Genomic DNA, 8,332 nt, shown 5'->3' with positions numbered 1-8,332 from the left:
CGTTTCACCATACGGTTTGCCGAAAGCGCCCCGCACACGCGGGGCGCTTTTTTAGATGCGAGAGACAGGGCGGCCGCCGCCTTGGCGATCCCGGTCGGGCGGCACGAGCGAAAGATACGGCAGCCTGGATCTTTTCGATCCCGGCCGGGCGGCGCGCTTCGCGCTCGCATCGTGAGTTGCTTTCGGGCGACGCCCGGCGCCGACGATGTCCGACGTTGATGTCGGCGGCTCGGCTTCTGGCTTCCTGAGCGCTCTGCGGTTCCCTTGTTCAGAGCGTTCGTCTGCTCGAGGGGAGGCGGCCCTGACGGCAGGACGTGCGCTGTTGGCTTGCCGATCGGGTTGCCTGCGCCGCTACGCGCCTGTTCCTCCCTTCCCGCATTTCGCCTGCGCCCGTCCTGCCGCCTGGACAGCGTCGCTAGCGCCCGTCCGCACCTTGCGCCTCGACATGCCACCTGCTCCGGCTCTTCTACTTGCCCGCCCGCGCTGCGCGCAGGGCGCGCAGGGTGCCGTGTGGTTGTCGAATTGGTTCGGAAGCGCGTCCGCAGCTGGTACGGGCAGGGTCGTTGGTGTATCGTGAGGGTTCGGAACAATTGCAAGGGAAGGGGCCGCCGTGGCATTCGTTGAGTTTCGCGATGTGCGCAAGGTGTACCGCATGGGCGAGGTCGAAGTGGCTGCCGTCGACGGCATGACCTTCGACATCGAACGCGGTGAGCTTGTGGTGGTGGTCGGTCCTTCCGGCGCCGGTAAGACGACGCTTTTGAACATGCTCGGTGGCATGGACGGGTGCTCGTCGGGCACCATCATGCTGGACGGCCGCGAGATCAGCGCCTTCTCCGAAAAGGAACTCACGTACTATCGGCGTTACGACATTGGCTTCGTGTTCCAATTCTACAACCTGGTGCAAAACCTGACGGCACTTGAAAACGTGGAGCTTGCCAGCCAGATTTGCAAGGATCCTCTTGACGCGGCTACGGTGCTTGCGCAGGTGGGGCTGGGGCATCGATTGGACAACTTTCCGGCGCAGCTTTCCGGTGGCGAACAACAGCGCGTGGCCATCGCGCGCGCCCTGGCGAAGAACCCGAAGCTGCTTTTGTGCGACGAGCCCACGGGGGCGCTCGACTATCAAACGGGCAAGGCTATTCTGAAGCTGCTGCAGGACACGTGCTACAACACCGGCAAAACCGTCGTGCTCATCACGCATAACTCGGCGTTCACCAGCATCGCTGATCGCGTCATCCATATCCGCGAGGGTCGCGTAGCCAGCGCGCAGGTGAACGAATCGCCCGAATCCGCCGAATGCCTCGAGTGGTAGTCGGTTCGTTATGAAAAGCGCGTTCGCTAAAGAAACGGTTCGCTCGATCACCCATTCGCTCGGGCGCTTTTTGGCCATTGCGGCAATCGTGGCCTTAGGGACGGGGTTCTACGCCGGCCTTCGCATGACGGCTCCGGACATGAAGCTGGCTGCCGACGAGTTCTTCGACGGCACGACGTTGATGGACGTGCGCGTTCTCTCGACGCTGGGCCTCACCGATGCCGACATCGCCGCGTTGCGCCAGGTGGACGGCGTGGAGTCCGTCATGCCCGCGTACGAAACCGACGTCATGGTTCGCGTTGGCGACGAGCAATACGCTACGCGCGTGCATTCGCTGCCTGCGTCCGCGTCCGAAAGCGACACGTCCGACAGCGTGCATGCGCGCTCTGACGATCCCGACTACCTCAACCGTCCCATCCTGGTGGAGGGCTCGTGGCCGGAACGCGCGGGCGAGTGCGTGCTGTCGGCAAACCTTGTGGTGAACTCGGGCGTGCGCGTCGGCGATACCGTTACCGTTGTCGAGGGCGTTCAAAACGTGGACGAGACTTTGGCAACGCGTACGTACAAAGTGGTCGGACTCGTGAACGCTCCGTACTACGCCACGTCGTCGAGCATGGGCTCGACCACGCTGGGAACCGGCTCCATTCAGCAGTTCATGTACGTTCCGGAAAGCGATTTCTCGGCGGACCTCCCCTTTACGGAAGCGTTCGTCACCGTAAAGGGCGCCGCGGACGAGCGTGCCTCGAGCAAGGCGTACGACGCGCGCGTGACCGAGGTGGAGGATCGCATCAAGGAGATAGCCCCCGAGCGCGAGCAGGCGCGCGTGGACGGCCTGAAGGAGGAAGCTCAGAAGCAGCTCGATCAGAAGCGCGCGGAATACGAATCGCAGAAGACGGAAGCGCAATCGCAGCTTGACCAGGCGAAGCAGCAGCTCGACGATGCGGCTGCGACCATCGCCCAAAGCGAGCAGCAGCTTTCCGACGGTCAGGTCGAGTACGATCGCGGCGCGGCGCAGCTTGCCGAACAGCAAGAGAGCGCGCGGCAGCAGCTTTCGAGCGCCGAACAGCAGATAGCCGACGGCCAAGCGCAGGTCGACGAAGCTCGCCCGCGCATCGAGGCGGCGTCTGCGCAGCTGCAGGATGCGTGGGCTCAGTGGCAGCAGGGCGCGGATGCGCTGGCTGACGCACGGGTCCGGTGGCAGCAGCAGTCCGACGCGCTCGATGCGGGCGTGCATCAGGCCGAGCAGTCGATCGCCGACCTGAACGCCCGCATCGCCTTCTTGGAGGAACAGCTGCAGACCGCAACCGATCCGGTCGAAATCGAGAAGCTTCAGGCTGAAAAGGCGGCCGCCCAGACGGCGCTTGCAAGCGCCCAGGCCACGCTCGACGCCTTGAACGCGCAGAAGCCTGCGCTCGATCAGGCGCGCGAGCAGCTTGAGGCGCAGCAGCGCCAGGTCGACGCCGCGCAATCGGTTCTTGCGGGGCAGCAAGCCGCTTTCGACCAGCAAAAAGCGCAGTTCGACGCAAGCGTGCAGCAGCTCGATCAGGCGCGATCGGAGCTGTCAGCCGCGCGCGTGCAGGCGGATGCCCAAATAGCCGCTGCGCAGCGGCAGCTTGAGGCGGCTGCCGCCCAGCTGGAAAGCGGTCGCAGCCAGCTTGAGCAGGGCAAAGCTGATTACCAGAGCGGCCTTGCCGAGTACGAACGACAGAAAACCGAGGCGAGCGACAAGCTGGCCGATGCCGAGAGCCAGCTGAACAAGGCCCAAAAGCAGATCGACGACCTGGCTGCTCCCGAGTGGATGGTCATGGATCGCGACGCGAACTACGGCGTTGCCAGCTTCGAAGCCGACGCGAACCGCGTGGACAGCATCGCGCAGGTGTTCCCCTTCATCTTCTTCTTGGTGGCTGCGCTGGTGGTCCTTACCACCATGACGCGCATGGTGGAGGAGGAGCGCGCACTGATCGGCACATTCAAGGCGCTGGGGTACCGGCGAACGCGAATCGCGGGGAAGTACCTGGTCTATGCGGCGGTGGCCAGCGGCGCGGGCAGCCTCGTGGGCATCGCGGTGCTGTCGCAGGTGCTGCCGGCGGTCATCATGAGGGCTTACGGCATCATCTACTTCGTGCCCAACCTGCCGTTCCCGCTTCCGATCGACCCCTTCTTCGCGCTGCTGTCCGCCAGCATGGGCGTTGGAGTCACGCTGCTGGCTACGCTGGCGGCTGCGGCCGCGACGCTGCGCGAGCGCCCCGCTTTGCTCATGTTGCCGCGCGCTCCGAAGGCCGGCAAGCGCATCCTGCTTGAACGGGCGACTCCGCTGTGGAAGCGCCTTTCGTTTACGTGGAAGGTGACGTTCCGCAACCTTTTCCGCTACAAGAAACGCTTCATCATGACGGTGATCGGTATTGCGGGATGCACGGCGCTCCTGTTGACGGGCCTGGGCTTGTCCGATGCCATCAACGACATCATCGACAAGCAGTTCCGCGATCTGACCAAGTACAACGTGACCATCACGCTCGATGACGACGCGTCGAAGGAAAGCCGCCAGACCGTAGACGCCGTGCTGGACGATTCGCGCTTGGCAAGCGGGCACACTGCGGTGGACCGCCAAAACCTGTTGGCAAGCGGGCCCGGTAAGTCCGACGCGCACATAGAGCTGGTAGTCCCTCAAGATCCGGGCTCGTTCCGGCAGTTCTTCGATCTGCGCACGCGCGTGGGCCATCATCCGGTCGAGCTTGCCGACGACGGCTTGCTGCTGGCCGAGAAGCTGGCGGGCGAACTGGGGGTTTCGGTGGGCGATACGGTCACGCTGACCGAGCAGGACGCCATCGGCAACGCTACCAACACGTCGTACGAGGCTACGGTTACCGGCGTGGTGGAAAACTACGTGTACAACTACGCGTTCATGGGCCCGAAGCTCTACGAGCGCCTGACGGGGGAGGCCCCTGCGTTCTCGACGGTTCTGACCATCGCGTCCACGGATTCTTCGGCGCGCGCGGACCTGGTTGAAACGCTGCAAGCGACCGACGGCGTGAAGACGGTGGCCAGCAACGACGAGACCATCGACGCGTACCACGACATGCTCTCGAGCGTGAACATGATCGTCGTGGTGCTGGTGGTGGCCGCCGCCGCGTTGGCGTTCATCGTGCTGTACAACCTCACGAACATCAACATCACCGAGCGCATGCGCGAAATCGCCACGCTCAAAGTGCTCGGATTCACCCCGCGCGAAATGAACGCCTACATCTTCCGTGAGACGTTTTTGCTGGCCGCCATCGGCTGCGCGGTCGGCTTGGTGCTCGGCGTGTGGATGGAGGGCTTTGTCGTGGTGACGGCCGAGGTGGACCAGGTGATGTTCGGGCGCACCATCCATGCGCTGAGCTTCTTGTGGGCGTTTTTGCTCACCATGCTGTTCACGTTGCTGGTCATGCTGGCTATGCGCGGCAAACTAGCCCGCATCGACATGGTCGAAAGCCTCAAGTCCAACGAGTAATGCGCTACAATAACCCATTGACGATCGCTACAGAAGGGGACCCCTTATGAAGGTAACTGAGAAGAAGCTCGAAGACGGGCTTATCCTGCTCGACGCCGTTGTTTCCACGGCGGAAGTGAGCCATGCGCTTACCATGGCCCAGTACGGTTTCGCCCAGCAGATGGGGATTCAGGCTCAGCCGGGCAAGCCGGTGGCGCAGGCCGTCGAGGAGCAGATGGGCATCAAGGATCTTGACGCTATCGTGCAGCAGCAGGCTATCGAGTATCTGGTGCCGTTCGCGATCGACAAGCGCAACATCATGCCGGCGTATCCGCCTCAGCCGAAAGCAAAAGAGCCGCTCAAGCGGGGCCAGACGTTCTCGTTCGAGCTGCGCGTTGCTCCTAAGCCGGAGTACGAGCTGACCTCGTACGACCAGGTGACCATCACCGTTCCGCCGCTGGAAGTTCCCGAATCCGAAGTTGACGCGCAGATTGCGCAGATGGCCGAGAGCTACGCGGAGTTCGTGACCGACGAGCCCCATCCCGTAGGCGCCGGCGACAGCATGATGCTGGCGCTCGAGGCGTTCCAGGGCGGCGAGCGCATAGAGAACCTGTCGACCGACGGCCGCACGTACCTGATGGGGATGGGCTTGATGCCCGAGGCGTTCGAGAGCAACCTCATGGGCATGGAGGTGGGGGAGACCAAGTCGTTCTCGTTCGAATTCCCCACCGGCGTAGGCGAGCAGGTCGAGACGATGGACTGCACGGTGACGATCAAAGAGATCCAGAAAAAGATCGTGCCGGAGATCGACGACGCATGGGTGGAGAAGAACATGCCCATGTACCGCAACGCTGCAGCTTTGCGCGGTGGCATCGCCGATCGCATTCACGCCGATTACATGGCGCAGTACGAAGGGTTCAAGATGCAGATGGCCGCGGCAGAGCTGGGCAAGCGCTTCCAAGGCCGCATCGCCGACGAAGTGTACGAGTCCATGCGATCCACGCTCATGTCCAACCTGCGCGGCCAGCTTCAGCAGCAGGGCATTCCGCTTGACCAGTTCGTGGAAAGCCAGGGCGGCGAGCAGCAGTTCGGCATGATGACCATGATGCAGACGCGCGAAATGCTCGTGCAGGGTTACGCTCTTGACGCTTTGTTCCGCCATGAAAAGATGACGCTGACCGACGAGGACATCGAGGCGGCTTGCCGTCAGATGAACCCGCAGAATCCGAAGGCCGCCCGCCGCGAAATGGAGGAGAGCGGTCGCGGCTTCGCTCTGCGTGAGGCTGCTGAGCGCATGAAGGCCAATCGCTGGCTTCTCGAGCACGCTATCGTGAACGTGGAGCAGCCGGCCGCCGCACAGCCGGCCCCTGCAGCCGACGCGGAATAGCGGCTGCGTCTGGCAGGCTCCCATCCAAGCGGTTTCGAGGCCCCCGATCTCCGAAGGGAAATCGGGGGCCTCTTGCTGCCGGCGTGCCTGTTGCTTCGTTGCCTTGCCGTTCTGCCGTCTTGCGGCTCTGCGGATTGCTGCTTTGCCGTCAGGCGCCCTTGTCGTGCTTTGCGATGATGGCTGCAGCTTCGCTTGGCGGCAGCGGCTTTGAAAGCAGGTAGCCCTGCATGAGCGTGCAGCCGCATTGCCGGAGCATGCTGCGCTGCTCGGCGGTTTCGACGCCTTCGCACAACACGTACGACCCCGTAGACGTGAAGCAGGCAATAAGATGCTCTAGGAACAAGTGGCCCCGGTCGTCTTCTGCAATGGACTTCAGGATGCTCTTGTCAAGCTTCACCACGTCGAACGGAAGCTCCAGCATCAGCGCGACGTTCGAGTATCCGGTACCGAAATCGTCCAGGTAAAACTTCACTCCCTGCTCGTTCATGGTGTTCATGAACGAGCGTACGGTATCCGGGTTCGCAGCGATGGCGCTCTCGGTTATCTCGATGCGCAGAAACGAGGGAGGTATGCCATGCTTTCGCACGATGGCGAGCACGGTTTCCGCCAAGTCGTTTTGGATGAACTGCACGGCCGAGAAATTGACCGAAACGCCTCGCATCGACGTGTTCGGATGGGCGGCGCGATACGATGCGGCGAACGCGCATGCTTCTTCAAGCACGATTTCCGTCAAACTTGCGATGAGCCCGGTTTGCTCGGCAATGGAGATGAACTCGTTGGGCGGAATGGCCCCCAGCTTCTCGTCGTTGAGCCGGCATAGCACTTCGGCCATGACGAACTCTTCCGTACGCTCGAACCAAATGGGCTGGATCTGCGTTGACAGGCTTCTTTCGGCGATAGCCTTGCGCAAGGCGTCCGCAATGGCGCTGCGGCGATGTATCTCGTCGATCATCTCGGGGGTGCACATGCAGGGCGTTCCCGGCTCGAGCGCTTTGGCGCGGGCTACGGCGTATTCGAGCGCTGCGCTTACATCCTGCGGATTGTCTGCGATGTCGGGGTGGGAAACGACTCCCATGACGAACCCGATCGAATACGACTGAGCCCCTATGCTCCAGGTTCTGCAAAGGCTTTGACGCAGCTGCTCGACAACGTCCGACGCCGCCTCGGATGCATCGCGATCCTTGCAGGCGCGTTCGTCGAACACGAAAGCGAACTGGTCGCCGCTGTATCGGTACAGGCTGGCGCATCCTTTGATGGCGGACAAAAAGCTCGCGAATTCCTGCAGGAAGCGATCTCCGTTCTCGTTGCCGAATCGGTCGTTGATGAACTTGAAGTTCGAGATCGACACCAGCACGACCGTGAATCCCTGGCCTCGGTCGTGGAGAAACGACACCATGGACAAGAACTCTTGACGGTTCGGTATGCCGGTGAGCAGGTCCACCGAAAGCCGTTTGTTCTGCAGGTACAGGTAGATGATCAAAAGCGCGCAGGCCGCTGCCGCGCCGGACAGCAGGTGCTGCGGAAACATCTGCTGCGCGAACACCACGGCGAATGCCAAGAGGGGAAACGTCGCCAGGATTCGTCGCGCATCCCGACGTATGGAATCGCGCGAAAGGGCTACGACGAACAGGCACGCGGCGCAGTAAAAGTATGCAACCAGGTACGCCACGTAATAGAAGGGTCCTCGATGATAGGCGCCCGTCGCGTCGATCGAGAACAGCCAGCCGGTTGCCGCGCTTGCCGCTACGCAGATCAGATATGCCAGACAAGGCGCGGCGCACAGGGCCAGCGCGGTGCGGTTGAGGGGTCGGGTTTCGTCTATGACGGCCGAAGTGTAGTAGAAGTAGGTGGCAGCCAGAAGGGGCGTGAGTGCGAAATGGGCTGCGGTTGCAAGCCAGGTGACAGCGGCCAGCTCCAAAGGGGCGAACATAATGAGATACGACGAGCACAGGCTGGCAATGCTCGCCGCCATGGTCATCGTCAGGCATGCGTGGAACAAGCGGTTCTTAGGGGATGGGACGCCGTGGCTTCTTCGGGAGTACACCGATATGATGGATACGATGATGAGCGCAACGATCTCGGGCAGGGTGTTCCACGTCATGGGTGGCCGACTTTCTTCGCGGTGGTGCCGGTCGAACGGTAAAGCTCGCTTCAGTCTTCGCAG

The 8,332-nt window shown here is 62.3% G+C and carries 4 protein-coding genes; 3 read left to right on the top strand and 1 reads right to left on the bottom strand.

The annotated features are described in order from the left end of the window. Positions 1–610 precede the first annotated feature (610 nt). From ACMNI9_RS09985 to ACMNI9_RS09975, 3 genes are read left to right on the top strand one after another with little or no spacing between them, the layout of a single operon-like run. On the top strand, positions 611–1,312 hold the full coding sequence (locus tag ACMNI9_RS09985) for an ABC transporter ATP-binding protein (RefSeq protein ID WP_225749431.1): 702 nt from the start codon (positions 611–613) through the stop codon (positions 1,310–1,312). A gap of 10 nt (positions 1,313–1,322) precedes the next feature. After that, positions 1,323–4,802 (top strand): FtsX-like permease family protein, encoded by a 3,480-nt coding sequence (locus tag ACMNI9_RS09980; RefSeq protein ID WP_418831905.1) that lies wholly within the window; start codon positions 1,323–1,325, stop codon positions 4,800–4,802. 46 nt (positions 4,803–4,848) lie between these two features. Next, on the top strand, positions 4,849–6,168 hold the full coding sequence (locus ACMNI9_RS09975; RefSeq protein WP_216529465.1) for a trigger factor: 1,320 nt from the start codon (positions 4,849–4,851) through the stop codon (positions 6,166–6,168). Between the two features lie 148 nt (positions 6,169–6,316). On the opposite strand, the gene ACMNI9_RS09970 is transcribed toward ACMNI9_RS09975, so the two are convergent. Further along, positions 6,317–8,269 (bottom strand): putative bifunctional diguanylate cyclase/phosphodiesterase, encoded by a 1,953-nt coding sequence (locus ACMNI9_RS09970; RefSeq protein ID WP_225749429.1) that lies wholly within the window; start codon positions 8,267–8,269, stop codon positions 6,317–6,319. Positions 8,270–8,332 lie beyond the last annotated feature (63 nt).

The sequence above is a fragment of the Paraeggerthella sp. genome (genome assembly GCF_048427265.1).
GTDB classification, from domain to species: domain Bacteria; phylum Actinomycetota; class Coriobacteriia; order Coriobacteriales; family Eggerthellaceae; genus Paraeggerthella; species Paraeggerthella hominis.
Note: the sequence above shows the minus strand (reverse complement) of the source record. Positions and strands in the feature narration are given on the sequence as shown.